The 25,853-nt window shown below is 48.4% G+C and carries 25 protein-coding genes; 8 read left to right on the top strand and 17 right to left on the bottom strand.

Going from position 1 to position 25,853, the window contains the following annotated elements; translation table 11 throughout:
• Positions 1-45: 45 nt before the first annotated feature.
• From J3B89_RS09725 to tkt, 10 genes are all read right to left on the bottom strand, one after another.
• Positions 46-1,302 (bottom strand): tetratricopeptide repeat protein, encoded by a 1,257-nt coding sequence (locus J3B89_RS09725; protein WP_215397335.1) that lies wholly within the window; start codon positions 1,300-1,302, stop codon positions 46-48.
• Between the two features lies 1 nt (position 1,303).
• Positions 1,304-1,921, bottom strand: a complete 618-nt coding sequence (locus J3B89_RS09720; RefSeq protein ID WP_215397334.1) for an energy transducer TonB — start codon at positions 1,919-1,921, stop codon at positions 1,304-1,306.
• Positions 1,922-1,923: 2 nt separating this feature from the next.
• The gene (locus tag J3B89_RS09715) at positions 1,924-2,328 is read right to left on the bottom strand and encodes an ExbD/TolR family protein (protein WP_092791992.1); all 405 of its coding nucleotides are present in this window, start codon (positions 2,326-2,328) and stop codon (positions 1,924-1,926) included.
• Positions 2,329-2,340: 12 nt separating this feature from the next.
• Positions 2,341-2,868, bottom strand: a complete 528-nt coding sequence (locus J3B89_RS09710) for a MotA/TolQ/ExbB proton channel family protein (protein WP_215397333.1) — start codon at positions 2,866-2,868, stop codon at positions 2,341-2,343.
• On the bottom strand, positions 2,868-4,235 hold the full coding sequence (locus J3B89_RS09705) for a MotA/TolQ/ExbB proton channel family protein (protein ID WP_215397332.1): 1,368 nt from the start codon (positions 4,233-4,235) through the stop codon (positions 2,868-2,870). The genes J3B89_RS09710 and J3B89_RS09705 overlap by 1 nt, the downstream gene beginning before the upstream one ends.
• A gap of 6 nt (positions 4,236-4,241) precedes the next feature.
• Positions 4,242-5,012, bottom strand: a complete 771-nt coding sequence (locus J3B89_RS09700) for a DUF3450 domain-containing protein (protein WP_215397331.1) — start codon at positions 5,010-5,012, stop codon at positions 4,242-4,244.
• Between the two features lie 247 nt (positions 5,013-5,259).
• Positions 5,260-6,324 carry a class II fructose-bisphosphate aldolase gene (fba, locus tag J3B89_RS09695; protein ID WP_215397330.1) on the bottom strand — a complete coding sequence of 355 codons (1,065 nt, stop codon included), beginning with the start codon at positions 6,322-6,324 and terminating at the stop codon, positions 5,260-5,262.
• Between the two features lie 45 nt (positions 6,325-6,369).
• Complete coding sequence (locus J3B89_RS09690; RefSeq protein ID WP_215397329.1) at positions 6,370-7,551, bottom strand: phosphoglycerate kinase; 1,182 nt, start codon at positions 7,549-7,551, stop codon at positions 6,370-6,372.
• A 13-nt stretch (positions 7,552-7,564) separates the two neighbouring features.
• Positions 7,565-8,581 carry an erythrose-4-phosphate dehydrogenase gene (epd, locus tag J3B89_RS09685; RefSeq protein ID WP_215397328.1) on the bottom strand — a complete coding sequence of 339 codons (1,017 nt, stop codon included), beginning with the start codon at positions 8,579-8,581 and terminating at the stop codon, positions 7,565-7,567.
• Between the two features lie 76 nt (positions 8,582-8,657).
• Positions 8,658-10,655: a transketolase gene (gene tkt / locus J3B89_RS09680; RefSeq protein ID WP_215397327.1), complete on the bottom strand. Its 1,998-nt coding sequence runs from the start codon at positions 10,653-10,655 to the stop codon at positions 8,658-8,660.
• A 333-nt stretch (positions 10,656-10,988) separates the two neighbouring features.
• Here tkt and metK point away from each other — a divergent pair, with 333 nt between their 5' ends.
• From metK to J3B89_RS09645, 7 genes are all read left to right on the top strand, one after another.
• Complete coding sequence (gene metK, locus J3B89_RS09675; RefSeq protein ID WP_215397326.1) at positions 10,989-12,137, top strand: methionine adenosyltransferase; 1,149 nt, start codon at positions 10,989-10,991, stop codon at positions 12,135-12,137.
• A gap of 186 nt (positions 12,138-12,323) precedes the next feature.
• Positions 12,324-13,895 (top strand): AbgT family transporter, encoded by a 1,572-nt coding sequence (locus J3B89_RS09670; RefSeq protein ID WP_215397325.1) that lies wholly within the window; start codon positions 12,324-12,326, stop codon positions 13,893-13,895.
• 106 nt (positions 13,896-14,001) lie between these two features.
• Entirely contained in the window at positions 14,002-14,730 is a 729-nt protein-coding gene (rsmE, locus tag J3B89_RS09665; RefSeq protein WP_215397324.1) for a 16S rRNA (uracil(1498)-N(3))-methyltransferase, read from the top strand.
• A 9-nt stretch (positions 14,731-14,739) separates the two neighbouring features.
• Positions 14,740-15,702, top strand: a complete 963-nt coding sequence (gshB, locus tag J3B89_RS09660) for a glutathione synthase (protein WP_215397323.1) — start codon at positions 14,740-14,742, stop codon at positions 15,700-15,702.
• Positions 15,703-15,726: 24 nt separating this feature from the next.
• Positions 15,727-16,284, top strand: a complete 558-nt coding sequence (locus J3B89_RS09655; protein ID WP_215397322.1) for a YqgE/AlgH family protein — start codon at positions 15,727-15,729, stop codon at positions 16,282-16,284.
• Positions 16,284-16,700, top strand: coding sequence for a Holliday junction resolvase RuvX (gene ruvX / locus J3B89_RS09650; protein ID WP_215397321.1), 417 nt, complete (start codon positions 16,284-16,286; stop codon positions 16,698-16,700). The genes J3B89_RS09655 and ruvX overlap by 1 nt, the downstream gene beginning before the upstream one ends.
• Positions 16,684-16,950, top strand: a complete 267-nt coding sequence (locus tag J3B89_RS09645; protein WP_215397320.1) for a DUF1653 domain-containing protein — start codon at positions 16,684-16,686, stop codon at positions 16,948-16,950. Before ruvX ends, J3B89_RS09645 begins: the two co-directional genes overlap by 17 nt.
• Here J3B89_RS09645 and J3B89_RS09640 read toward each other — a convergent pair.
• The 4 genes from J3B89_RS09640 to J3B89_RS09625 form a co-directional block, all read right to left on the bottom strand.
• Complete coding sequence (locus J3B89_RS09640; protein WP_215397319.1) at positions 16,928-17,482, bottom strand: hypothetical protein; 555 nt, start codon at positions 17,480-17,482, stop codon at positions 16,928-16,930. The two genes, J3B89_RS09645 and J3B89_RS09640, sit on opposite strands and share 23 nt — an antisense overlap.
• Before the next feature lie 5 nt (positions 17,483-17,487).
• Positions 17,488-18,192 (bottom strand): hypothetical protein, encoded by a 705-nt coding sequence (locus J3B89_RS09635; protein WP_215397318.1) that lies wholly within the window; start codon positions 18,190-18,192, stop codon positions 17,488-17,490.
• A gap of 64 nt (positions 18,193-18,256) precedes the next feature.
• Positions 18,257-18,865, bottom strand: a complete 609-nt coding sequence (locus tag J3B89_RS09630) for a DUF2589 domain-containing protein (RefSeq protein ID WP_215397317.1) — start codon at positions 18,863-18,865, stop codon at positions 18,257-18,259.
• 329 nt (positions 18,866-19,194) lie between these two features.
• Positions 19,195-20,067, bottom strand: coding sequence for a tRNA/rRNA methyltransferase (locus J3B89_RS09625; RefSeq protein ID WP_215397316.1), 873 nt, complete (start codon positions 20,065-20,067; stop codon positions 19,195-19,197).
• A gap of 139 nt (positions 20,068-20,206) precedes the next feature.
• Between J3B89_RS09625 and J3B89_RS09620 the strand changes: the two genes are divergently transcribed.
• Entirely contained in the window at positions 20,207-21,043 is an 837-nt protein-coding gene (locus J3B89_RS09620; protein WP_215397315.1) for a 23S rRNA (adenine(2030)-N(6))-methyltransferase RlmJ, read from the top strand.
• An 18-nt stretch (positions 21,044-21,061) separates the two neighbouring features.
• Here J3B89_RS09620 and J3B89_RS09615 read toward each other — a convergent pair whose 3' ends face one another.
• From J3B89_RS09615 to J3B89_RS09605, 3 genes are read right to left on the bottom strand one after another with little or no spacing between them, the layout of a single operon-like run.
• Entirely contained in the window at positions 21,062-22,198 is a 1,137-nt protein-coding gene (locus J3B89_RS09615) for a dienelactone hydrolase family protein (RefSeq protein ID WP_215397314.1), read from the bottom strand.
• Entirely contained in the window at positions 22,198-22,743 is a 546-nt protein-coding gene (locus tag J3B89_RS09610) for an isochorismatase family protein (protein WP_215397313.1), read from the bottom strand. The genes J3B89_RS09615 and J3B89_RS09610 overlap by 1 nt, the downstream gene beginning before the upstream one ends.
• Positions 22,744-22,754: 11 nt before the next feature.
• A complete protein-coding gene (locus J3B89_RS09605) occupies positions 22,755-25,844 on the bottom strand; it encodes an error-prone DNA polymerase (protein ID WP_215397312.1) in 3,090 nt (1,029 codons plus the stop codon).
• Positions 25,845-25,853 lie beyond the last annotated feature (9 nt).

Genomic DNA, 25,853 nt, shown 5'->3' with positions numbered 1-25,853 from the left:
GACATACATAGTTAAAAAAAACCCCACTTAACGTGGGGTTCTTTATTACAGCGTAATGCCGTTTTGCTTGGCTTTATCTTTGATATAAGATTCCCAGCCGCGCACCTGGCGTGACATAGCCGGATCTTTCTTCGCATTCATTAATGCAGCATAAGCTTCTTTATACTTCTTCTGATAAAAATACGCATCCACTAAGCTCATATAAACACCGCTCGGTTTATCAACATTCATTGATAAGGCTTTGTCATAAGCAGCAATAGCTTCATTGTATTTTTGCACAGCAGAGTAAGCTGAACCCTGGCGGCGATATGCATCAGCGTCATTAGTCAGCTTAGCAACTTCACCATAGTAATTGGCAGCCTTTAAAAACTCGCGTGCAGCCTGATAGTTTGAAGCAATAAAGGTAAGGTTGGTTTTGTCTTTCTTAACCAAACCGCTCTTCATATACTTTTCCATCACTGTAGCGGCTTTATAAGGAATGTTGTTATTTGCATACATCTGCGCCAACATTCTTATTTCAGAGTCTTTTTCCAGATAGCCCTGTGAATAGGCTAACTGCAAAGTAGTCAATGATTTGCCAAATTCTTCAGTTAAGGTATAGAAGTTGCCCAGATAAACCCAAAATTGCTTATTTTCAGGAAATAGCTGAACCATTGTCTCTACTACCGCTACTAACTCTTTGTAGCGTTTAGTTTCGTACAAAGCAGCCATCTTAAGCTGATAAGGCCCTTCAATCGGCTTAGGTGCAAAACGAATTGCATCATCAGCCGGTGCTAAAACCTTAGCATGTTGATCCATCAGATAATAAGCATTGGCTATACGCATATAAGCATCTGAACTTTGTTCACCGGTGAACATCATCCAGTCTTCATAAGCCTTTATTGCAGCCTGATATTGCTTATCCTGCAACAACATATCTGCCAGCAGTTTCATCGATGCAGACTGATCAGCAAAAGTCAGCACATCTGGTTTTACCGCCAAGGTCAGATACTTTATTGCCTGCTTCTCATCTTTGGTAGCATATAAGTTACCTAAAAAACGATTCAGCGTAGCCGTATCAAACTCATTACTTGACTTAGCATTAAGCAGCAAAGCGATTGCTTCATCCAGCTTCTCTTCGTTATACAGATCAAAGGCGCTAACCAGAACTTTACCAACCCGTTCACCAACAATTTGTGTCTTACGGGCCTTACGTTCTTCTACTTTCGCCATATTAGGCTGTACAGCTGCAGAAACCGGCAAACACGCGCCCAACACTGTCATTACAACAAGAGCTGAGGTAAGTTTTTTAAACTTCGTCATGTTAACCCCCTGCCATATCTAGTGTGAAGTCCAGCTGAACTTGTTGGCCAGTTTGCTTTAACGGCTTACCATCAACAATTTTCGGGCTGTATTTCCAACGGCGTAGTGCACGGATAGCTTCACGGTCAAATACCCGGCGCGGCTCCGCTTCAATCACTTCTACTTCATCAACACTACCGTCTTCCATAATGCTGAAACGAAGTCTAACCCAGCCTTGTAAACCATCACGTGCAGCCTGCACAGGGTAGCGAGGTTCAATACGAACGATTGGCGTTGCATCACCATCCCGCATCATGCCGGAAGGGTCGCCTAAACCGCCTGTACCGGCACCCAAACTAAGCCCAGGCATATTAAAACCTATTGCACCCGCAGCGTTAGCTGTTTCAGGTTCTGGCTGAGGCGCTTTAGGCGGCTGAGCCGGTGGTGGTGGTGGTGGCGGCGGTGGTGGCCGCCGCGTCTGTGTCTCTGAGTCAGGCGGCGTAGTGTTAATTTCAATAACAATACGCTCTTGCTCAACCACTTTACGATCGCCACTTGACTTAAGTAAAGTGGCCATCATTAAGAACAACAGAAACGTTACCACACCACCGATTATTAACGATGTCAGGAAACGTACCATAATTACTTAGTCTCCCCGGCTATACTAATCACCAGAGATGGGTCAGCAGCTTTAATCTGATCCATAACTTCCATCACAATACCGTGCTTAGCTTCTTTATCTGCCTGCACAATAATAGTGTCTGTTGGTGATTCAGCTCTTAGCCGTTCAATGTTTGCTGAAACACGCTCAACATCAACTGTACGCTTGTCCATCCAGATTTCACCGTTTGCACGGATAGCAATAAAGATAGTTGCGCTTGGTTTCTTCTGTGCCTGAGCGGCTTCAGGTTTATTTACATCAATACCGGCTTCTTTTACGAAAGAAGTGGTAACGATAAAGAAGATCAACATGATGAAAACGATATCCATCATCGGCGTAATATCGATCTCTGCCGTTTCAGCTTCGCGAATACGTTTGCGGGCCATAAAAAACTCTCTTTAATGATGCGGTAAGCTATCAGCCAGGCTTGCTTTTTCTCGCTTCACCTGAACGTCTAACCGCGCACTGAAAAATACACCTGATATCGCCGCTACCAAACCCGACATAGTCGGTATAGTCGCCATAGAGATACCTGTTGCCATGGTTCTTGGGTTACCTGTTCCCTGTGTCGCCATAATATCGAACACAGCAATCATCCCGGTAACCGTTCCCAACAATCCAACCAGTGGACACAGTGCAACCAAGGTTTTAATGAGCAGCATACGCTGATCTAATTTATCTGACGCCTCGGAAATCCAGCAATCACGGATCTTATGCGCATACCATGATGTGGTATCTGCTCTGGCATCCCAGCGGGCGATAATATCCTTTTTCAGCTTCGGATATTCCGCTTTAAGAAACCAGAACCGCTCTATCATCAATACCCACATGACGAAGAGTACCAGGGCGACAACGTATAACACGTTGCCACCGGTATGGATAAAATCCTGAACAGATTCCCACAGCTCTACTAGCTGGAGTATCATTAGGCTTTCTCCTTCTCCGCATGTGCAGCAATAATACCAGCAGCCTGCTCATCTAAAACGTGTAAAATAGATTTTGCTTTCGACGATACGATTGAATGCAAAAACAATAATGGAATAGCGGCAATCAAACCCTGAGCAGTAGTTACCAGTGCCAGAGAGATTGAGCCAGCCATCAGTTTTGGATCACCTGTACCGTATAATGTAATTTGCTGGAATGTCTGAATCATCCCGATAACCGTACCTAACAGACCCAGTAACGGGGCAACCGCTGAGAACAATTTAACTAAACCAATACCCCGCTCTACTTTTGGTGTTTCACGCAGGATAGCTTCATCCAGCTTCAGTTCCAGGTTTTCTACATCAGCCGTTTTGTTCTCATGATATACACGTAAGATACGACCCAGTGGGTTGCTGTCAGACGGGTTAGCCAGGTTTTTCAGCTGCGCACGGATCTTGCCACCAACAACGCTCAGAACAATAATACGCTCAAGCGCAATCAGTAAACCGATAAAGAATACCGCAGTAATGATATAACCAACCTCTTCACCCGCCTGATAGTATTCAAAGATGGTTGAGCGCTGCTGGTTTAAACGCAGTAAGCTGTTGCCTTTAGTCGGGTCTAAGTACAGACCAGCAATCTCGCCATTTTTGGCATTGTGATATGCCGCTACAGAGTTGTGAATTTTAGATTGCGGCTGACGACCCAGAGGCTGGATTTGATCAGTATCGTTATTTATAACAAGATATTCTGAATCAGTCGTCAGATGGAAAGTACCAAAACGCGTTACACGCTTAGTTTCAGTACCGCCATCCAGCTTAACTACCTGAGCATCAAACTTAGCAATTTTACCTGACTCTGTCATTTCAGTCAGTAATGCCATCCACAGGTCTTCCATCTCACCTAAAGTAGGTAATTCAGTTGCTGAGGCAACACTGCGTAACGGTACGTCACGTCCCGGGTACTGCGCACTAACGATTGAGCCAGTAATAGTACCGATAGACTGGTTAGCTGACTGGCGCACGACACCAAACAACTCGCCCATAGTACCCAGGGCACTTTCTAATTCCTGCTGCTTCTGACCAATCAGAATATCGTTGTCAGCGTATTCTTTTTGTAAACGCTTACCACGATTTTCTTCTTCAGTGAACTGTCTTTTAGCTGTATTTAGCAACGCTTGCTTATCAGCACGGTCGGCCAGAAACGCACGCTCACGCTCCTGATTAGCACGACCTTCAACGGTGCGTTCTTTCTTTAACTGCTCTAATAACTGATCCAACTTGTCTGTGTTGGCCGTTGCGTTAAAAGCAACACCAGCGGACAGAGTTACCGCTGCGGCAATTAACATTGACTTAAATGCTTGTTTCATGTGTTCTTACTCCGCTGCGATAAGTGGTACGCGATCCATCTCAAGCGTGGCTTCACGACGCGCCATCTTGATAAACTGAGATACTGATGACAGGTAAGAACCTGGCAGTTGTTCCCAGCTTGATGTTTGCTTGTTCCACACCCAGCCAGCGTTACCATCAAGCGCCAGCGCCATTAACGCCAGGCGGCCAACATGAACATAATCTACGGTAATGTCCTGACCATTCATTGGCAATGAGCCCTGGAATGATGCAACTTCTGAACCGTAGCCCACTTCAATGCTGTACGCTTCCAGAATTTGGCGATACTGCTCAGATAATTGCACGTCTGAACGGCCCATCAGTTCGCGTAAATTTTCTACCCGGGCAATACGGCGCTCGGTACGCAGAGGAATATCAGCTTTAACAAACTCTTCCAGTGCATCAATCATGCGGAACATAAGAGGCACAGTACCTTTGCGGGTATCTTCCAGGCCGTTAATCTGACGTTGAATAGAGTCTATCTGACGTTTCTGGTCGGCAACCAGAGTAGCTAAGAAGTCGTTATAAACTTTCAGGTTTTCAGTTTGATCAGTAACCTGACGGTACTCACCTAATAATTCCTGAGACTGCTCATATATAGTATTGATTTTTTCCTGAGACTGCACTGCTGCGCGCTGGATCTGACTACCTTCCTGATGCAAAGCTTTTAAATCTGTTGCCAGTGCGCTCGCCGAAAGGGCGAAAGTACCGGCCAGAGCTGTTGCAACAAGACTCTTGCGAATTTTATTGTTAAACATAGTTCCCAACCAATTATTGCTGATTAACGTAACCTGAAGTTGTAAGGACCCTGCCGTTCTTACAGACAGAAAAGGCCCTCGGTTAGAGGGTAAACCATCCGCATCATTACAGGTAAAAACGCCCTTGTCAATACAACGCAGGCGTCTGAATGTCTGCTCTGATGCAGCTATTTATATGGCTTAGCCCCAATTTATGCACTATTAAACAAATAAGAATCTATTTGTTATAGTTCATTAATTTTTTTGCTCATTTTATGTTCGGCGTCAGTTTCCCTGACACATATAAAGCCACCATATCATCCAGTGATATAGCTTTGATTTTACTGCCATGGCCTGCAGCGTTAAATGCTTCATACCGGGCAATACAAATTTCTGTCATCGCCTTTACTGATGCCTGTAAATATTTACGTGGGTCAAACTCAGCCGGGTGTTGCGCCATATAGCGGCGAATAGCACCGGTGGAAGCCAGCCGTAAATCGGTATCAATATTGACCTTACGCACACCATATTTAATGCCTTGCTGGATCTGTTCCACCGGCACACCATAGGTTTCCGGAATGTTACCGCCATTTTCGTTAATAATTTGCAGCCATTCCTGCGGCACTGAAGACGAACCATGCATTACCAGATGTGTATCCGGAATACGTTCATGGATCGCTTTAATACGGTCAATCGCCAGAATATCGCCTGTCGGTGGCCGGCTGAACTTATAAGCACCGTGTGAGGTACCGCAAGCTATTGCCAGAGCATCAACCTGGGTTTCCCTTACAAACTGTGCCGCTTCTTCCGGATCAGTCAGCATTTGATCATGGCTTAGAATGCAATCAGCCCCTATACCATCTTCTTCGCCAGCCGCTCCGGTTTCCAGCGAGCCTAAACAACCTAACTCGCCCTCTACCGACACACCACATGCATGCGCTATTTCTACAACTTTGCGCGTTACATTGGCGTTGTAGGCGTAATCCATAGGCGTTTTGCCATCTTCGCCTAAAGAACCATCCATCATGACAGAAGAAAAACCCAGTTGAATGGAGCGCTGACAAACAGCCAGTGAGGTACCATGATCCTGATGCATAACGACCGGAATATGCGGAAACTCTTCTACTGCTGCCAGGATCAGATGCCGTAAAAACGGCGCACCGGCATATTTACGCGCCCCGGCTGAAGCCTGAACAATAACCGGACTATCGGTTTTATCTGCTGCCAGCATAATAGCGCGCATTTGCTCAAGGTTATTTACGTTAAAAGCTGGTATGCCGTAGCTAAACTCAGCGGCATGATCCAGCATCTGACGCAGGGAAATAAGGGCCATGAAATCCTCTCTTAATCTTTTAGGGTACAGTTATAAAACGTATTATTATTGTGTTTTGCCGCGCTGTTCCAGTATAGCTACTGCTGGCAGGATTTTGCCTTCTAAAAACTCCAAAAAGGCCCCGCCACCTGTCGATATATATGAAATGTTGTCTGCAATATTATATTTATCTATCGCTGCCAGCGTATCACCACCACCGGCAATTGAGAAAGCGTCGCTATCTGCAATCGCCTGCGCCAATGCTTTGGTGCCCTCAGCAAATTGATCAAACTCAAATACACCGACCGGACCATTCCAGACGATAGTGCCGGCTGATTTTAAAATTTTAACCAGTTGCGCTGTTGTATCCGGGCCGATATCAAAAATCATATCGCCATCATCAACCGCAGCTACCTGTTTTAATGTGGCTGCGGTGGTTTCACTGAATGCCTGGCCTACGACAACATCGGTTGGAACCGGAATATTAGCGCCACGGGCTTTGGCTTGTGCCATTAAACGCTGTGCTTCAGGAATTAAATCAGCCTCATACAACGACTTACCCACATTATTGCCATTAGCGGCAATAAAGGTATTGGCAATACCACCGCCGACAATTAATTGATCAACAATACCGGACAACGATTCCAGCACTGTCAGTTTAGTAGATACTTTAGAGCCACCAACAATAGCAACCAGCGGCCGTTTCGGGTTCTTTAATGCAGCAGCCAATGCATCCAGCTCTGCCACTAACAAAGGGCCGGCACAGGCAACAGGAGCAAATTTGGCTACTCCGTGGGTTGATGCCTGAGCCCGATGTGCAGTACCAAAGGCATCCATCACAAATACATCACATAATGCTGCCAGCTTTTGTGCTAAAACATCATCGTTTTTGCCTTCGCCCTTATTAAATCGCACGTTTTCAAACACCACCACTTCACCGGTGTTAATGTTGATACCATCAAGATAATTTGCCGCCAGACGCACCGGAGCAGTCAGGGCCTCAGCCAGATAATCCACCACAGGTTGCATAGATGATTCAGCGTCATAAACGCCCTCTTCCGGACGGCCCAGATGCGACATTACCATCACTTTAGCACCTTTGCTCAGTGCCAGTTCAATTGTGGGTATTGCGGCTTTCAAGCGGGCATCCGAGGTTACTTTGCCATTTTTAACCGGTACATTTAAATCTTCGCGGATCAGCACGCGTTTGCTGTTAAGATCCAAATCGCTCATGCGAATAACAGACATTTCAGGCTCCTTATTATAAAGTCGGTTGCATCATGGCTCGCGCCGTGTCAATCATGCGATTAGCAAAACCCCATTCGTTGTCACACCACACCAGGCATTTTACCAGCCGTTTATGGCTAACCCGGGTTTGCGAGCCATCAACAATGCAGGAGTGCGCGTCGTGGTTAAAATCCACTGACACCAAAGGCTCCTCGGTATAATCCAGAATACCGGCCAGCTCACCGATACGGGCTTGCTGTAGTGCCTGATTTACCGCATTGATGCTGACATCCTGATGCAGTGTCACACTTAAATCCATCGCTGTTACGTTCACCGTAGGTACCCGTACGGCGATGGCCTCAAAACGGCCGGCAAATTGCGGCAATATGCGTTCAATACCCAGTGCCAGTTTGGTGTCTACCGGAATTATCGACTGGCTGGCAGCCCGGGTACGGCGTAAATCAGGGTGGTAAGCATCTATTACCTGTTGATCATGCATAGAAGCATGAATAGTGGTAATAGTACCGCTTTCAACACCAAAATGCTGATCCAGCACCTGAATAACCGGCACTATGCAATTAGTAGTACAAGAACCAGCCGACACTACTGTCATTCTTGCAGTTAAGCTGTTTTGGTTAATACCATAGATAATGGTGGCATCAATATCAGTATCTGCCGGGTGCGAAAACAACACCTTTTTGGCACCTGCAGTTAAATGCCAGTTCGCATGCTCGCGGCTATGAAATACACCGGTACATTCCAATACCACATCAACTTCCAGCTCACTCCAGGGCAGTGCTAACGGATCGGCTTCAGCAAACAGTGCAATATCAGTTCCGTCAACGTTAATACCACCCTCATATGAACTGACGCTGAAACCAAAACGACCGTGCGAAGTGTCATACTTTAATAAATGCGCTACGCCTTTGGCATCGGCCAGCTCATTAATAGCGACAACATTCAGTTCATGCTGCCAGCCATTCTCATAAATAGCGCGTAAAATATTACGCCCAATACGGCCAAAACCGTTTATTGCCAGTCTTATTGCCATCACACCACGCCATTAATTACCACAAAAAATGTATGACAAAAAAATGGGACCAAAGCTGATCCCATTTTATTAACTCTTACGCCAATAGCTGTTCTGCCGCCTCAAGCACTTTTGCAGTGGTAATGCCGAAGTGTTCAAATAACTGTTCAGCCGGTGCTGATTCACCAAAACTGGTCATGCCAATAATTTTGCCGGTTAAACCGACATATTTATACCAGCAGTCGGTAATACCGGCTTCTACGGCAATCCGTTTGCTTACTGCGGCCGGTAATACTGCTTCACGGTAAGCGGCATCCTGTTGCTCAAATACATCGGTTGATGGCATAGACACTACCCTTACCGCCTTGCCTTGTTCAGTCAGCTTAGCTGCGGCTTGCATTGCCAGCTCAACTTCAGAGCCGGTGGCGATAATAATCAGTTCTGGCGTGCCGTTACAGTCACGCAGAATATAACCACCGCGCGTAATATCGGCCAGTTGCTGCGCATTACGCTGCTGTTGCGCCAGGTTTTGCCGGGTGAAAATTAAGGTGCTTGGGCCATCAGTACGCTCTATAGCGGCTTTCCAGGCTACGGCAGACTCAACCTGATCGCACGGGCGCCAGTTCATTAAGTTCGGCGTAGCGCGTAGCGCCGCTAATTGCTCAACCGGTTGATGCGTTGGGCCATCTTCACCTAAACCAATAGAATCGTGGGTATAAACAAAAATTACCCGCTGCTTCATCAGTGCGGCCATACGCACCGCATTACGGGCATATTCCATAAACATTAAAAAGGTCGCACCGTAAGGTACAAAACCACCGTGTAGAGCAATACCGTTCATAATGGCCGACATACCGAACTCACGTACACCATAATAAATGTAGTTGCCGCTGGCATCGGTGCCGGTAAGTGGTTTAGAGCCAGACCAGATCGTCAGGTTAGAGCCGGCTAAATCTGCCGAGCCGCCCATAAATTCCGGCAGTATCGGGCCAAAAGCATTTAATGCATTTTGTGACGCTTTACGGCTGGCAATATTGGCAGGGTTCGCTTGTAGCTGATTAATGTAGGCCTGAGATTTCTCTGCCCAGTCTGATGGTAAATCGCCTGCTATGCGGCGGCTGTACTCTGCCGCCAGTTCAGGAAATGCAGCACTATAACGGGCAAACAACTGCTGCCAGTCTTGCTGTTGTGCGCGGCCTTTAGCTTTGGCATCCCAATCAGCATAAATGTCAGCCGGAATATCAAACGGCGCATGTGGCCATTGCAGAAAATCACGGGCTGCGGCAATTTCAGCATCCCCCAGCGGCGCACCGTGGCTGTCGTGGCTGCCACCTTTATTCGGGGCGCCATAACCTATAACGGTACGACAACAAATGAGTGTTGGTTTGGCGGTTTCAGCTTTTGCCTGTTTGATAGCTGCCTCAACAGCTGCGGCATCGTGGCCATCAACATTGCTGATCACATGCCAGCCATAGGCTGCAAACCGGGCTGGGGTGTTATCGGTAAACCAGCCTTCAACATGGCCGTCGATAGAAATACCGTTGTCATCCCAAAAGGCTATCAGTTTACCTAAACCTAAAGTGCCGGCTAAAGAGCAGGCTTCATGCGAGATCCCTTCCATCAGGCAACCATCACCTAAAAAGGTGTAAGTATGGTGATCAACAATATCATAACCCGGCCGGTTAAACTGGGCCGCCAGGGCTTTTTCAGCAATCGCCATGCCCACTGCATTGGTAATACCCTGGCCGAGCGGGCCGGTCGTGGTTTCTACTCCCGGTGCATAACCGTATTCCGGATGGCCTGGCGTTCTGGAGTGTAACTGACGGAACTGCTTTAAATCGTCAATGCTTAAATCGTAACCGCTTAAATGCAATAAAGAATACAGCAACATAGAACCATGGCCGTTTGACAGGATAAAACGGTCGCGGTTTGGCCACGTTGGGTCTTGCGGGTTATGCCGGAGAAAATCACGCCATAACACTTCGGCAATGTCGGCCATACCCATAGGGGCACCCGGATGACCTGATTTAGCTTTTTGCACCGCATCCATGCTAAGTGCACGGATCGCATTGGCGAGTTGTTTACGAGATGGCATGTTCACTCCTGACATTGCGCGGCTTCTGTGTAACGAAGCAGATTATTATTTAGCTGAAATGTTAAGGCAGAAAGAGGTTCTATTTTCCCAGAGCCCCTGCCAGATGGCAAATTTAAATCTGCTGACATAAAGAATTTTTAGTGATGCAGATCTAACTGTCTGTACTAACGTAATAAGCAACTTAAAATAGCATTAAAGACGTCTGGGTGGCAGATTTTTCTGGCAATGCTTTCACGCATTCTCTAGAATACCCGCCTATTTTTTTGAGTTCGGCATGGCACTTTACGCCGTAACGGACTTAACTGCATTAACCTTATTTTTGGAATACAACCAATGGCACAACACATTTTTACTTCTGAATCGGTATCTGAAGGACATCCGGATAAAATTGCCGATCAGATTTCTGACGCCGTGCTGGATGCAATCCTGGAACAAGACCCTAAAGCCCGCGTGGCCTGCGAAACCTTCGTTAAAACCGGTATGGTGCTGGTAGGTGGTGAAATTACTACCTCTGCCTGGGTTGATATTGAAGAAATTACCCGTAAAACAGTGCGTGAAATTGGTTACGTACACTCAGATATGGGCTTCGATGCCGACTCATGCGCAGTATTAAATGCCATTGGTAAACAATCACCTGATATTAACCAGGGTGTAGACCGTGCCGATCCGAAAGAACAAGGCGCCGGTGATCAGGGTTTAATGTTTGGCTACGCCAGCAACGAAACTGACGTATTAATGCCAGCCCCTATTACTTATTCTCACCGTTTGGTACAGCGCCAGGCTCAGGTGCGTAAAGACGGCACTCTGCCCTGGCTGCGCCCGGATGCAAAATCCCAGTTAAGCTTTATATATGAAGATGGCAAGCCGGTAGGTATTGATGCGGTAGTATTATCTACCCAGCACTGCGATACCATCAGCACTGCTGATCTGCGTGAAGCCGTAATGGAAACCATTATTAAACCGGTACTGCCGGCAGAGTGGTTAAGCAGCAAAACTAAATTCTTTATCAACCCGACCGGCCGTTTTGTGATCGGCGGCCCTATGGGCGACTGCGGCTTAACCGGCCGTAAAATTATCGTTGACTCCTACGGCGGCATGGCTCGTCATGGTGGCGGTGCGTTTTCTGGGAAAGATCCATCAAAAGTAGACCGTTCAGCAGCCTATGCTGCGCGTTACGTAGCTAAAAATATCGTTGCAGCAGGCTTAGCTGACCGCTGTGAGCTGCAGGTGTCTTACGCTATCGGCGTGGCAGAGCCTACCTCTATCAGTCTGGAAACTTTCGGTACCAGTAAGCTGAGTGAAGAGCAGCTAATAAAACTGGTACGCGAACATTTTGACCTGCGCCCATACGGCCTGATTGAAATGTTAAAACTGGAACGGCCAATTTATCTGCCCACTGCGGCTTACGGTCACTTTGGCCGCGATCAGTTCCCTTGGGAGCAAACTGACAAAGCTGAGTTACTGCGCCAGTACGCGAAATAAATATTACTGGTCAATCGTATAAAAAAGGAGAGCCCGGCTCTCCTTTTTCACACTTACTGTTAGCAAACCAGGTTAGTAATTTCGTCTTATCATCCGGCACTTTTTGTGTATGATAAGCCGTTATGTTGTATCCGGGGTCCTCTGTCGGTGAGCAGAGCGAAACAAAACTATAAGAAAGGAACATGTATGTCTGAACAAAACGCCGCCGCTGAAAAAAGCAGCTGGCTTAACCGTGCGCTTAACGCCATTGAAGTGGTCGGTAATAAACTACCCGATCCAGCTGTGTTATTTGCTTTATTAATGTTTGTTGTCTGGGGCCTGTCCTGGGCTCTGGCCGGTGTCAGTTTTAATGAAGTTGACCCGCGCACCGGTGCAGCTATTCAGGTAAATAACCTGCTGGCGGCAGATTCACTTACCGGTTTTATGGCCAAAATGGTTAATACCTTTGTTACCTTCCCGCCTCTGGGCGTGGTACTGGTTGCCATGCTGGGCTTAGGGGTAGCAGAATATACCGGCTACATTAATGCTGGCTTACGCTCCATTTTATCGGTCACGCCAAAAATGCTGTTAACACCAGTGCTGATAGCAGTAGGTGTATTAAGCCATATGGCCGTAGATGCAGGTTACGTACTGGTTATTCCATTGGGTGCGGTAATTTTCTATGCTGCCGGCCGTCATCCGCTGGCGGGTATCGCTGCAGCCTTCGCCGGCGTATCCGGTGGCTTTTCTGCTACCATACTACCATCAAGTCTTGACCCGCTGTTGTCCGGTTTAACTCAGGCTTCTGCACGTTTGTCTTCAGATCCGGCTGCAGCAGAGCTGATGATAAGCCCGCTGAATAACTTTTATTTCACCACAGCCTCTACCGTATTAGTTGTTATTATCGGCTGGGTTCTGACCGATAAATTTATTGAACCACGTTTAAAAGCCACTGCCGTAGATGCCGATGCAGCCGATCTGCCGAAAATGGACCATTTAAAAGACAATGAGCGCAAAGGCTTACGCTGGGCTACCTTTGCCATGGTATTAAGTGCGGTACTGTTGGTGGTATCGGCTATGCCGGAAACCTCAGCCTGGCGCTCGCCGGTAAATGGTGAACTAACCCACTCTGCCGCCCCACTGATGCAATCTATCGTAGGAATTATCTTTGTATTCTTTTTAATTCCCGGTGTGGTGTATGGCTATGTGTCTGGCAATGCTAAAGATCACCGCGATATTATCAAGGGCATGAGCAAAGCCATGAGCGGCATGGGCTATTACATTGTAATGGCATTTTTCTGTGCGCAATTTATCTATGCTTTTGGCCAGTCTAACCTCGGCGCTCTGCTGGCGATCAAAGGCGCCAACTGGCTGCAGGAAATGGCCTTCCCAATGGGCTTTACGCTGATTGGTATCGTGTTTTTATCCGGCTTTGTCAACCTGTTAGTTGGCTCAGCTTCAGCTAAGTGGGCGCTGATTGGTGCCATTATGGTGCCTATGCTGATGGAGCTTGGCGTATCGCCAGACTTAACTCAGGCAGCTTACCGTGTCGGTGATTCTTCTACCAATATTATTACGCCGCTGCTGCCGTACTTCCCGTTAATAGTGGTGTTTTGCCAAAAGTATGTTAAGTCAACCGGTATCGGTACCCTTATCGCATTAATGCTGCCGTACTCTGTCGCCATGCTGATATTGTGGACTGCTTTCCTGCTCGGTTTCTGGGCGCTGGATATTCCACTGGGTGTGGGGGCCAGTTACAGCTACCCTGCAGTAAACTGATCCATCGTTAACTTTCACAAACCCTGCCCCGGCAGGGTTTGTTTTTTCTGTTGCTCGCCTTTGCCGCCTGCTACCATAACAGCATTATTCAATAGCTGAAGTTTTTATGCGTATTCCAAGAATTTACCACCACGGTGCTATTGCACTTAATCATGAATTTGCGCTGGATGACGATGCCGCCAACCATGTTGGCCGCGTGCTGCGCATGCCGGTTGGCAGCGAATTACTACTGTTTAACGGCGATGGCTTTAACTACCCGGCTCGCATAAGCAGCAGCGATAAAAAGCGCGTAAATGTTATTGCCCAGGCGCAGCAAGACAACCCGGTAGAGTCACCGCTGAAAATTCATCTGGGCCAGGGTATATCGCGCGGCGACAGAATGGATTTTGCCATTCAAAAAGCGGTGGAGCTTGGTGTTACCGAAATTACCCCGCTATTTACCGAGCGTTGTGGCGTCAAGCTGGACGGCGGGCGTTTAGCCAAACGTAACGAGCAATGGCAAAAAATTGCTATCAGCGCCTGCGAGCAAAGTGGCCGCAGTATAGTGCCAACTGTGCATCCGGCCATTTCACTGGACAATTGGCTGGCTCAAAGCACAAAAGAATTGAAGCTGACCTTGCATCCGTGGGCAAAAGACACCATTAAGACGCTTATACCCAACCACAATATCCGCTTAGTAATAGGCCCTGAAGGCGGCTTCAGTGAACAGGAAATGGCGCAAACCTCAGCCGCTGGCTATAGCGGCATCCAGTTAGGGCCACGGGTACTGCGCACCGAAACCGCAGCCCTTACTGCGATAAGTGCGTTGCAACTGCAATTTGGCGATCTGGCCTGAGGATACAAGATGAGTAAACCAATAAAACTTGGCATAGTGATGGACCCTATTTCGGCCATCAATATTAAAAAAGACTCCAGTTTCGCCATGTTGTTGCAGGCACAACAACGCGGTTATCAAGTTCACTATATGGAAATGGCCGATTTGTACCTGCTGGAAGGCCAGGCCCGCGCTGCAACTAAGTTACTAACAGTACAGCAAGATCCGGCCGACTGGTATCAGTTTGGCAGCGAGCAGGATATTGCCCTTAGTGAGCTGGATGTGATCTTGATGCGTAAAGATCCGCCGTTTGATACCGAGTATATCTACGCCACTTATATTCTTGAACGGGCTGAAGATGAAGGTGCGTTAATTGTTAATAAACCACAGAGCCTGCGCGATGCCAACGAAAAACTGTACACCAGCTGGTTTAGCCAGCATACGCCAAAAACCCTGGTTAGCCGCGATGCCAAACGCTTAAAAGCTTTTTATCAGGCCGAGCAGGACGTTATTTTAAAACCGTTGGATGGTATGGGCGGTGCCTCTATTTTCCGCTTAAAGCCGGGTGATGCCAACGTTAGCGTAATTATTGAAACACTAACCGAACATGGCAGCCGCTATGCCATGGCTCAGCGCTTTATTCCTGAAATAAGCCAGGGCGATAAACGAATACTGGTAGTAAATGGTAAACCCGTGCCATACTGTTTAGCACGCATTCCAGCCAGCGGCGAAACCCGTGGTAACCTTGCAGCCGGTGGCCGCGGTGAAGCCAGGCCCTTGTCAGATTCTGACTGGGCTATTGCCAATGCGGTCGCACCTACGCTAAAAGCAAAAGGCCTTATTTTTGTTGGTTTGGATGTGATAGGCGATAAATTAACTGAAATTAACGTTACCAGCCCAACCTGTATCCGCGAAATTGAAGCGGCGTTTCCGATCAGTATCACCGGTTTGTTATTTGATGAAATTGAACAGCTGCTGGCAGCACGCCAGTGACAACCATGTTGTAACGAGGTCACTATGCAGAGTTTTCAGAATCATTTTTTAATTGCTATGCCGTCATTAGATGATCCACTGTTTAAACGCAGTGTCGCCTATATTTGTGAGCATAATACCGAAGGTGCTATGGCTATAGTCATTAACCACCCGCTGGATGTAAAAGTGGCCGATTTGCTACAGCAACTGCAAATTGAATACAACACCGAAAGCCCGGCGGCAACAGCCCATGTTTGTGCCGGCGGCCCGGTGCAGCACGACAGAGGCTTTGTATTACATACTGCCAAAGAAGGCTACGCCAGCAGCATGCGCCTGACTGACAGCCTGATGGTGACAACATCAAAAGATATTCTGTTTGACCTTACCACCGACAACGCACCGGAAAAATTTATTCTGGCACTGGGTTATGCTGGCTGGACAGCTGGCCAACTGGAACAGGAAATAGCCGATAACGCCTGGTTAATTATTCCGGCCGACAGCGATATTATTTTTGATTTAACCCATGCTGAGAAATGGCAAAGTGCTACAGCAAAAATTGGTATCAAGCCCTGGCAACTAACTAACGAGGCCGGTCACGCTTAATGAGCCGCACCATTTTAACCTTTGATTACGGTACTAAAAGCATTGGCGTGGCGGTAGGTCAGGAACTTACCGGCACCGCCTCACTGCTTAACGCACTAAAAGCGCAGGACGGCATACCCGACTGGGCCGTGCTGGAAAAGCTGATTAACGAATGGAAACCACAGCTATTATTGGTAGGGTTGCCGCTGAATATGGACGGCACCGAGCAGCCGTTTACCGCCCGCACGCGTAAATTTGCCAACCGGCTGCACGGCCGTTTTGGCTTGCCGGTAGAGCTGCACGACGAGCGCTTAACCACTACTGAAGCCCGCAGTATGCTATTTGCCGACGGCGGCTACCGTAATTTAGCCAAAGACAAAGTAGACAGCTTATCTGCCAAAATTATCTTCGAGAGTTGGTATGAACAACGTGCTTAAACCACCACTTGAACCCGGTTATTATCAGCACTACAAAGGCGCATATTATCAGGTGATTGACTGCGCCCGTCACAGCGAAACCGAACAGTGGCTGGTAATTTACCGTGCCCTGTATGGCGATTTCGGCCTTTGGGCCAGGCCGCTGGACATGTTTACCGAAAACGTTGAAATTGCCGGTGAGTTGCTGCCGCGCTTTCAATATCTGGGCCAGACTAAACCAGATGCACTTAGGGAAAATCTGCCGGATTAACCTCCTGCGCCAGTAACAATCTAATATCTTGCGACGACAACCAACTGCGTAATTGCACAGCACCGGCCTTTAGCTGATCATGCTGGCCAATTAACAGCCACAATTGTTGTACGAAGCTGTCAAACCCCGTAGCAGCATCATAGTGCAATGCCCCGCTTTGCCTGATCACACTCAGCAAATGTCTGATTAATTCAGAACTCTGCTGCAGCTTTTGCTGGTAAGGTGTTAAGGTTTGCTGCAAACACTGTTGCAATGGGTATAATATTTCCACCGCTGCGTACAGTTGCTGCTTGCGTAACTGGCCACGATGCTCGTCACAATGCAGCGGCCTAGTAAGTTTACTGCGTAACCCCGCCAGTTCAGCACTGGCCACCAAGCCGTAGCTACTAAGCAATTGTTCTGCCGATGCGATCCAGCTTTGCAATGCTGCCAGTGCTTGCGGTTGCTTGCGTTCAAAACCCGTTACCAGTAATGGAAACTGCAGCAATAACTCTGTTAACTCATTAACTAAATGTACAATCGACTTTTGCATGGCAGTTATTCCGGCAATAAACGACGGCTGATTTCACCATTACTACTTTCCATTTGTTGCCATTCCATACCATCTTCAGAGATTTTCAATTTAATATAAATAATGTTTTCCGGCTTTTCTTCCCGCAGTTTATGCGACTCGGCAATCACATTTAAATTTTCAATCACTTTGCGTTGGCTTAATACTTTAATTTCCTGTGTAGCCACAGCGGCTACTCTGGACGCTATTTGCTCAGTATTCAGTTTAGGCAAGCTTTCACGGCTAACCAGCTGATATTCTTCGGCCAGTTGTACTAACTGCCGTACTGCCAGTTGGCTATAATCTGCAACCGATGCCAGATCTTGCTTAATACGCAACGACTGCTCAAGCACATGAGTTTGCTCAACCAATAGCGCCCGCAAGGCTTTCGACGCTTTAGACGGCAAACTTGTACGGCCCAGACTGTTAGTTAATTCCCTGTATATCAAGCTATTAAATTTTGTATTATCAATAGGTTGATACTGGGTCTCTGTTTTCTCTGTCAGTACATCCAGCGCCACCGGTATTGTCAGTTCAACATCACCAACCCGCATATGTGGCACGGCAAAATGTTTGAGTAAATCATGTTTGGCATATTCTTCTGCCACCTTCACGGTTTGAATATCAGCCATCACTCTGGCATTGGTAATGCTACTGATAATACTGCCCAGGTACTCATTCAAATTCGGCATTTTGCTATCCCTGTTAAAACGGCTGGCAGCCAGGCTGCCAGCCCAATAAACCTGTTAAAGCCCATCAGGCACTAACAATACTGTCTTCCAGCATAGTCAGGATCCGATCTAGCCCTGCCGGTATTTCATCATTTAATGCAGTGACTTTTACGCCGAGGTTATAGGTTTTTTCGACACTCACACCACGGGTAGACGAACGCTTATATGATGCCGATGCCTTAAAGTTAACTATCTTATAGTTGATGCCAAGTTCAGCGCTGGCAGCAAACTCGCTGGATACATTAGAGGTTTCGGTCGAGGTAAGCTTGGCGTTAAAATCGATAGTAATTTCTTCTATGCGCAGTGCTGGTATCGTTAGCATGGTTAAAAACGGCACCTTTATCGACACTTCTGTTGAGATAAAATTACTGGTTACATCCGTGCCTGGCGGTAGGCCTTCATCGGTCAGTTGCTGTGCCGTCTTGCCGACATGAGGGTTAGGCGTTGACTTAGTAAAGTCAAAATCAACATAGCGTAACGCCTTGCTGCCGCCGTTATCTTCAAAGCCTACCGCCTGAATAAAACTAACCTGCGACATAGAGGCGGCATGTTGTGCCTGCACAGCCGCCTGCAACGGGCCGCCGATATACACACTGAAATCTAAACTATTGAGTTCCTGCACCAGATTTGGCATGACTCTCTCCCTGCTAGCTGTACCTACTCTGTTTCGGCTTTTCGGTTGCCGCCGACTACATATTCGCCGGCTGTTTACCACAGCTACTACAGACGGCACATCAGCACCAGCCCGGCAGTGTATCAAGCCTAGCTGCAAGTACAGGAATAACCAGAGATAAAATAGGGAATTTAATAACGTTTTGCTGATAAATAGCTGACAACAAATAGCCATATTGAACCAGCGATAGCCGACGGTGGTTTAATTGCCATCTTGCAAGACGGCCAGCAGGTAGATGTCAGCCGCCGCCAGGCGCAGCAGCTAAAACAGCAGTTTAGTGCGTTCTAACCTTACAGCTGCTGGCGGTACCATTCACCTAAAATCAGGCTGGCGGCTACACTAACGTTCAGTGACTCTACCTTGCCCGAGCCCGGTATTTGCAACGCGATATCGGCGCTTTTGGCCACGTTTTTTGATACACCAAACATCTCTTCACCAAATACAATCACGACCTTGGCCGGAAGCTCACTTTGATACAGCGAGGTGCCGCCGTGGCTGGAGGTGGTAATAAGCGTATAGCCAGCTTCTTTACACAGCTGTAATGCCAGTGGCAGGTTGTCGCAACTTAAGCCATCAACAAATTCGCCACCGCCCTCAGCCGTACGCAGCGCCGCGGCCGATTGCAACAGCTCAGGCTGCTTCATAATAATGCCGCCCACGCCAAAGTGCGCACAGCTGCGCGTTATCGCGCCTAAATTGTGGGCATTTGAAACACTATCTAAAGCGAGTAAGCAGTCTTTTTTACGCCCTTTTTGTTGCAGATAATTAGCCAGCGATTGAACAGGTTTACGTTTTACCAGCATCACCACCCCACCATGATGTGTACTGGCAGAAACCTTCTCCAATTCCGCTTCGTCTACTATGTGATAGGCTTTTTTAGTGGCGGCTAAATACTTCATTACGTCAGAAAATTTAGGAGCCATTTTTTCCGATACGTAAAGCCGGATAACAGAATCAGGTCGCTGTTGAAACAATACACGGCAAGTGTTTTGGCTATACACCTTGATCTCGTCTTCATGCACTGATTTAACCGCTTTCGCTGCCTGCGGTTTTGCTGTTGTCGTATTGCGGTTGGGTTTATTTGCAGCAGCCTTATCGGTTTTAGTCCACGGCTTATGTAACGGATTAGCGGCTTTGCCGTTTTTTGGCTTGTGTTGTGACATAAAACATCCTGCTGGCACCGCACAGCGGTGATAATCAATAATACAGCGGATTTTACCAGCTACACCGCAACAATACTTGTATTTTTCTACGTGCGCAGTATGCTGACGGCCTTTAAATTTGCCGCTACAGGCCTTGTTTATGCTTAGTTATCGCCACAGTTATCATGCCGGTAATCATGCCGATGTGGTTAAACATCTGGTGCAGGTGGCCATTGTTGACTACCTGCTGCAAAAAGATAAACCCTTTTGCTACCACGACAGCCATGCCGGTGCCGGTCTGTACAGCTTACTGGCTGAACAGGCGCAAAAAACCAGCGAATATCAGGGCGGTATCGGCAAATTGTGGCAGTATCAGGCGACAAGCCCGGCACTGGCGCACTATATAGCGCTGATAAAACAACTGAACCCTGATGGCGAGCTGGCGTTTTACCCCGGCTCACCGAAAATTGCTGCCATGCTGCTGCGCAGCGGTGATAGCATTCAGGCTACTGAGCTGCACCCGACAGACTACCCTATTCTGGCCAGCCAGTTTGCCCGGCGCCGCCACAGCCGGATTGAGCATATGGATGCCTGGGCCGGTTTTAAAGCCATGCTGCCGCCACTGCATAAACGCGGCCTGGTACTGATAGACCCACCCTACGAGCTAAAAACTGAATACCAGGATGTGGTATCTGGCTTACAAAGCGCTTATCAGCGTTTTCCACAAGCCACTTATGCCATTTGGTATCCGGTAATAGAGCGTGCGGCGGTGGAAGCCTTTATCAATGCTATTGTTGCTACCGGTATTAAGGATCAGCTGCGCATTGAATATTGCCCGCTGCCGGACAGCAACGGCTTTGGTATGACCGGCAGCGGTATGCTGGTAATTAACCCACCCTATACGCTGGCTAAAGATATGCAGCAGGCATTAGCCGAGCTAAGCCCGCTGCTAAACGCTGGTGGTGACTATCAGGTTAGCCAGTTAGTGCCGGAGTAAACACAGCTCAACTGGTACTTAGTGCTTAGCAGAAGCCGATACTGTCAGTTGGTCGCTTAACCAGCTAAATACCTGTTGCTGCTGCTCTGCATTAAATTCATGGCCATATTGCGGATACAGCGTGGTGGTTAGCATGTCTGGTGCACCATGCGCCTGCCACACTGTTGCCAGTTGCTGATACGCCTGCTCAACCCCAGCCGGTGGCATTAACTGATCCTTACCACCATTAATAAACAACATGGCTTTGGGCGCTGCCAGCGCAGCAATATCAGGAATATCCAGTTTTGCGGCTAAGCCCGGATGTAACATATAAAATGCCGACTGGCCTTTAAGAATATTATTGCCGGGGGTGAGTAAATACCGGTAGCTATTTAGCCAGGCCACGGCTACGCCAGCTTTTATATCGTCAGTCAGCGCTGTTAACTGCCAGGCACGAAAAGCCCCCATCGAAAACCCCAACACAGCCAGGCTACTACTGTCGGCCTGTGGCAACTGTTTTAAATATTCTACCAAACGTAAATCTTCATAAGCCGCCATACCTGCCAGCGAGCGGCCAAGCATAAATATATTGCCGGCCAATGCCTGCTGGGCGCTAAATTCAACCGGGCCGCGATCACTCCAGCCTAAGGTATCAGCCGCCAGTACCAGATAGCCTTGTTTTGCCAGTGCATCGCCAATAAAGTTACCGCTGAAATATTTATCGGCCCATTGCTGTGCCGATGGCAAGCGCGCGTCGGTTGCAAATGGCCGTATCCATTTTTCTTTGCCAATGTCAAAGCGGGCACCGTGATCATGCAGCAGTAACACCGCAGGTGCGGGCTTAGCCACGTCGGGTTGCAATAGCAACAGTTGCACCCGGCTTTGTTTGGTTAGCTGCACCGACCACAGCTGCGCACTGTAACCGTCACGTGCTTCGGTTTTAAGCAAGCTGGCAGCAAAATCAACCGGTTCATCCGGCCACAGCAAGGCCTCACGCAGTGCAGCGCGGCCCTGAGTGCGCCAGTGCTGAATATCGTTAAAGTGCTCTGGTTGCCAGCTTAGCGGATAAGTTGTTGGCGGTATCAGTTGCTGATAAAAATCCGGCAATTGCTGGTCAATCAGGTTGTCGGCCTGCAGTGGCAAAGCCCAAAGTAACAGTAACAGGCAATAGCGCATTAACGGATCCAGCCTTTGCTTATCTGCCTGAACGTATCGGTACCGCAGCGCTGCAGCCATTCAAATGCCAGCATTTCTTTACTGATAACCTGGGCACCGGCCTGCTGCATGCGGCTAAGCGCCAGCTGTTTGTTTTGCTCGGTACGCGAGCCCACAGCCTCAACTACCACAAATACCTGATAGCCCAGTGCCAGTAAATCCATAACCGATTGCAGCACACAAACATGCGCTTCGGTGCCCAGCACCACTATTTGCTTGCGCTCAGTGCAGGCCAGGCTGCTGGCAATATGCGGCTCTTTTAGCGCACTAAAGTGCATTTTTTGCAGCACCTGCGCTTCAGGGATCAGCTCTGCCAGCGCTGGCAGTGTGGCACCAATGCCTTGTGGATATTGCTCGGTTGCCCACACTGGTACTTCCAGTTGCAATGCTACCTGCAATACCCAGGCAGCTGCTTGTTCGACTTCTTTATGTTCAAAAATGGCTGGTGCCAGCTTTTGCTGCATATCGATCAGTAACACCAGACTTTGGGATGCTTGCAGTAACATAGCAGTTCCTGTTAATGAAAATCGCGTGAGGACAAACTAAGTTCGGCCAAAAGCGCGGATAAGTCAACCAGCTTACCGGCGATAATATGCGTTACCTCACCTTCGCGCTGTAAAATACCGTCTACCTGCAGGATATGTGCTGTTAAAAAAGTTTTCTGTTGCGCCTGTGCAGTAGCCAGCCATACCAGCACGTTGGCAGTGCCGGTTTCGTCTTCAAGTGACATAAAAGTGACTCCGGCAGCCGTACCCGGCCGCTGCCGCAACGTAACCAGGCCGCTAACCCGCACCGGGCTGTTGTGCCTTACCCGGTTAAGCTCTGCTACCGGTACGCTGCGCGGTAACTTATTGGCCTGGCGCAGTAATGCTATCGGGTGCACAGCCAGTGTCAGGCCGGTAGCGGCATAATCTTCCAGTACTTCAGCTACCGGCCCGGGTGCAGCTAAATAGGCAGGCTCTGCCTCGGCGATCTGCTGCTCTGGCTCTGCAGTATCGGTATTAAACAGTGGCAGGCTATGTTGGTTATCCATCAGTTGCCAACGGCTGTTATAACGGTCGCCACTGATACTACTTAGCGCATTGGCACTGGCCAGTGCCTGTAAACTGCCATGGCTAAGCCCGGTTTGGCGCAACCGGGCTAAATCCCGAAACCCGCCGGCCGGGCGCAGTGCTAACAACAACTGTGCTGCCGCTTTACTAAAACCTTTTACCTGACGCAGCCCCAACCGTATCGCTTTACCTTGCTGCTCCAGGCTGTAATCCCACTGCGATTGGTTTACACATACCGGCAACACGGTAACACCATGGCGGCGGGCATCCTGCAACAGTTGTGACGGCGTATAAAACCCCATCGGGTAACTGTTAAGCAAAGCTGTACAAAACGCCGCCGGATAATAATATTTCAGCCAGGCTGACACATAGGCCAGTACGGCAAAACTGGCTGAATGTGATTCAGGAAAACCATATTCACCAAAGCCACAAATTTGCTGATAAATACGCTCAGCATATTGCTGGGCGTAGCCGCGGCTTTGCATACCGTCTATCAGCTTATGTTTAAATTGCAGCAATTCACCGGTTTTTTTCCAGCTGGCCATGGCCCGGCGCAGCTGATCGGCCTCACCACCGGTAAAACCGGCAGCGACCATTGCCAGTTGGATCACCTGTTCCTGAAAAATCGGCACCCCCAAAGTGCGGCTTAATACGCTTTGTACTTCAACAGATGGGTATTCGACCACTTCTTCACCATGGCGGCGTTTTAAATACGGGTGCACCATATCGCCCTGAATAGGCCCAGGCCGCACTATGGCTATTTGCACTACCAAATCGTAATAACACGCCGGGCGTAACCGTGGCAGCATGCTCATCTGGGCACGCGACTCGATCTGAAACAGCCCGATGGTGTCAGCTTTCTGGATCATCTGATACACCGCGGCATCATCCCCTTGTGCGCTGATACCGGCAATACTTAAGTCTTGTTGTGCATGCTGTTTTAACAGCGTAAAACACTTGCGAATTGCCGTTAACATACCCAATGCCAGTACATCTACTTTTAACAACTCCAGCGTTTCCAGATCATCTTTATCCCACTGGATCACAGTTCTGTCGGCCATGGCAGCGTTTTCTACCGGCACCAGTTCGTACAAAGGCCCTTGCGAGATAACAAAGCCGCCGACATGCTGCGATAAATGCCGCGGAAAACCGCGCAGTTGCTCTACCAGAGTAACCAACTGTTGCGTGGTTTGGCTGTTGTTGTCCAGCCCCAGTGCAGCCAGCTGTTGCTGCCAACTTAAAGCCGGATCGCGCCGCTGAATATTTTTTATTAAGAAGTCCAGCTGGCTCAGCGGCAACCCCAGCGCTTTACCCACATCACGCAGCGCACTTTTAAAGCGGTAGCTAATTACGGTGGCAGCCAGTGCTGCGCGTTCACGGCCGTATTTCTGATATAAATACTGGATCACTTCTTCGCGCCGCTCGTGTTCAAAATCAACGTCTATGTCTGGTGGCTCTTTGCGTTCACGCGATAAAAAGCGTTCAAACAATACCTGAATTTTATCCGGGTCAACGGCAGTAATTTCCAGACAGTAACACACTACAGAGTTGGCCGCCGAGCCACGGCCCTGATATAAAATGGCCTTACTTTTGGCAAACTGCACCAGATCGTAAATGGTGAGAAAAAAGTATTCATAATTAAACTCAGTGATCAACGCCATTTCTTTATCAATAATGGCTTGCACCCGTTCTGGCACCCCTGCTGGAAAACGCAATTTACTGCCCTGCACCACCAGCCTCGCTAAATAACCGGCAGCCGTTTCGCCTTCTGGCACCAGCTCGCTGGGGTACTGGTACTTCAGCTCATCCAGTGAAAAAGTGCAGCGCGCAGCAATAATACAGCTTTGCAGCAATAACTCAGTACTAAAAAGCTTTTCCAGCTTGTCCAGTGGCCGCAGCGCCCGCTCAGCATTACTTAATAACTGCCGTCCCAGCTCTGCAATTGGCTTACCGGCTTTAATGGCGCTTACACAATGCTGCAGTGCCAATCGCTGTGGCACATGCATTAACACCGCACCACAACACACCCTATTAAGCTGATATTGCTGCGCTAATTGCAGGCAATAATCCGTAAAGGCAGCCTCGTTATGACTAAGCTGACGGCGCATGGCCAGCCATAACCTGTCGCCGTGATATTTTTGCAGCCAATTGGCCCAATGCGTATCACTTTCGCTATCACCGGCCGGTAGCCACAACAGCAGGCAATGCTTTAGCGACATTAAATCCCACTCGGTCAGGCAATATTCACCTTTATTACTACGCCGCCGCGCATTGGTAATAATGCGACACAGTTCGGCGTAAGCGGCTTTATCCGGGCACAGTAATACCAGCTCCAGTTTATCCAGTTGAAAGTAACTGCCAATAATCAGCTTAATATTCAGCGCTTGCTCGTTAATTTGCCGGTAAGCCCGCACTATACCGGCTACCGAGCATTCATCCGTCAGGGCCAGCGCGTCATAACCCAGCGCTGCGGCCTGCTGCACCAACTCTTCTGGGCTGGAGGCACCGTGCAAAAAACTAAAGTGGCTTTGGCAAAACAGTTCAGCGTAACTCATGGCAAACCG

The sequence above is a fragment of the Rheinheimera oceanensis genome, assembly GCF_018831085.1.
GTDB lineage: Bacteria > Pseudomonadota > Gammaproteobacteria > Enterobacterales > Alteromonadaceae > Alishewanella > Alishewanella oceanensis.
The sequence above is the reverse complement of the archived record's forward strand: the minus strand, read 5'-3'. Positions and strand labels throughout refer to the sequence as shown.